Here is a 2,175-nt window from a genome sequence, read left to right as displayed (position 1 = left end):
GGTGCGCCGTGCGGCGCACCGATTCGTGAGGAGGTGAAAGACCTTCTCCTGCGTCCTGTCGCAGCAGGGAGCAGAAGCTGAGGGCAGCCTGATCCGGGTGGTGCCGGGGAGGGCGGGAGCAGCCCTGACAAAGCCGGGACGTGCCAGGACTGCCAGATGGTGCGGGTCCGGCGAGCGAGGCGGAAAGGAGTACGCGAGGAACCGGCGTCATTACGTCCTTCAACACGTAGTACCGGCTCAAATCTGGCGGATAGGGGCCGGGCGCGGTGCGTCCCGTTGCCATGTGCGGCGGGAACTTCCGGGGAGGGATCTTTGACCAGCTCCGGGAGGTCATGGGGAAGGTCTGCGGCGTACCCATGACGATGCCGCTGGGACAGAGTCGGGCTCCTCCTTCGCCGAGCGAATCGGTGTGAACACGGGAACCGCCCGGTCGCGGCTCCCGATGGTCCAGGCCACCAGCTTGCCGTCGGGATAGACGCACCGACCGTCGAATGGGCCGGGTGGGGCGGAGCCGCCGTAGTAGTCCGAGGCCGGGAAAGCCGGTCACATGGCCAAGGGCGGCAGCGGTATCGAGAAGGGAAGGATGCTGCAATGCCGAAAGACGCACCGCCGAATGGCGGTGCCTGGCCGGATGCGGTCTCGATGGGGCCGCACCGCAAGGTATCGGAGATGCAGGCCAAGCTTCACCGTTGGGCGGTGGCCGATCCAGGCCGCCGGTTTGACGATCTGTTCAACCTCGTGCACGACCCGGCGACGCTACTGATGGCGTTTGAGCGGGTCGCGGGCAACATCGGGTCCCGAACGCCCGGCGTCGACGGCCTGACCGTCGCCGATGTCGAGCACTATCTCGGGGTTCCCGACTTCCTGAACGAGCTGCGCGTCCAGGTGAAGACGGGCGCGTTTCGGCCCTTGCCGGTGCGGGAGTGGTTGATTCCCAAGCCGGGCGGGGCGGGCAAGGTCCGCCATCTGGGAATCCCCACGGTGGCCGACCGGATCGTTCAGGCGGCTGTGAAACTGGTGCTGGAACCGATCTTTGAGGCCGACTTTCAGCCGGTCTCCTACGGCTTCCGGCCCCGGCGGCGCGCCCAGGACGCGATCGCGGAGATCCACTATTTCGGCACCCGAGGTTACCGCTGGGTGCTGGATGCGGACATCGAAGCGGCCTTCGACAACCTCGACCACCTGGCTTTGATGGACCGGGTGCGCGCGAGGGTGAAGGACAAGCGCGTTCTGGCGCTGGTCAAAGCGTTTCTCAAGGCCGGTGTTCTGACCGAACTCGGCACGCTGCGAAAGACGCTGGCCGGCACGCCGCAGGGCGGCATCCTCTCACCGCTGCTGTTCAACATCGCCCTGTCGGTGCTCGATGAGCACCTGCACGGCCCGTGGCAGCAGGGCGGGACGATGAGCACCCCCAGCCGTCGTGTTCATCGCCGCCGCAAGGCCCTGCCGAACTGGCGGATCATCCGCTACGCGGATGACTTCGTCGTCCTCGTGCACGGCACCCGCGACGATGTCCACACCCTGCGCGAGCAGATCGCACAGGTGCTCGCCGGTCTGGGCCTGCGGCTATCGCCGTCCAAGACCCAGATCACCCACCTGAGCGAGGCGATCGACTTCTTGGGGTTCCGCATCCAGTGGCGCCGCAAGCAAGGCACGAACAAGTGGTACGTCTACACCTTCATCTCCCACACGGCCATCCGGTCGGTGCGAGCCAAGGTCCGTGCCCTGACGCCCAGAACGTCACAACAAGACCTCAGGTCCGTGCTGAGAAGGACCAACCAACTCACGCACGGATGGGCCAGCTACTTCAAGCACGCCGTCGCGCAACGCACCTTCGACTCCCTGGACCACTTCACCTGGTGCAGGCTGATCCGAATGCTGATCGCGCGACATCAGTGGAAGTGGAGGGACGTCCGCCGCCGGTTCGTCACACCCACCGGGCAATGGCAGCCGATCACGGCAGGCGGGATCGAGCTGAAGCCAACAGCGGCCATCACGATCACCCGATACCGCTACCGCGGCAACACGATCCCCAACCCCTGGGCCACCGAAACCGCCTGACGACAGAAACCGTGGAGAGCCCGTTGCGTCGAGAGGCGCACGGCGGGTTCGGCGAGCGGCATGAGGAAACGGGTCGAGAGCAATCCCGATACCGCGCCTCATGCCGACTCAACC

Annotated in this window: 1 protein-coding gene; it reads left to right on the top strand. The window is 66.1% G+C overall.

Going from position 1 to position 2,175, the window contains the following annotated elements:
• Positions 1 to 591: 591 nt before the first annotated feature.
• Positions 592 to 2,061, top strand: coding sequence for a group II intron reverse transcriptase/maturase (gene ltrA, locus AB0J16_RS59610; protein WP_358558307.1), 1,470 nt, complete (start codon positions 592 to 594; stop codon positions 2,059 to 2,061).
• Positions 2,062 to 2,175: the final 114 nt, after the last annotated feature.

Origin of the sequence: Nonomuraea sp. NPDC049750 (assembly GCF_040659625.1) — a bacterium.
GTDB lineage: Bacteria > Actinomycetota > Actinomycetes > Streptosporangiales > Streptosporangiaceae > Nonomuraea.
Note: the sequence above shows the minus strand (reverse complement) of the source record. Positions and strands in the feature narration are given on the sequence as shown.

What these genes read in the sequence shown, in the direction of transcription:
- ltrA (WP_358558307.1), top strand. Translation starts at nt 592, where the DNA reads ATGCCGAAAGACGCACCGCCGAATGGCGGTGCCTGGCCGGATGCGGTC.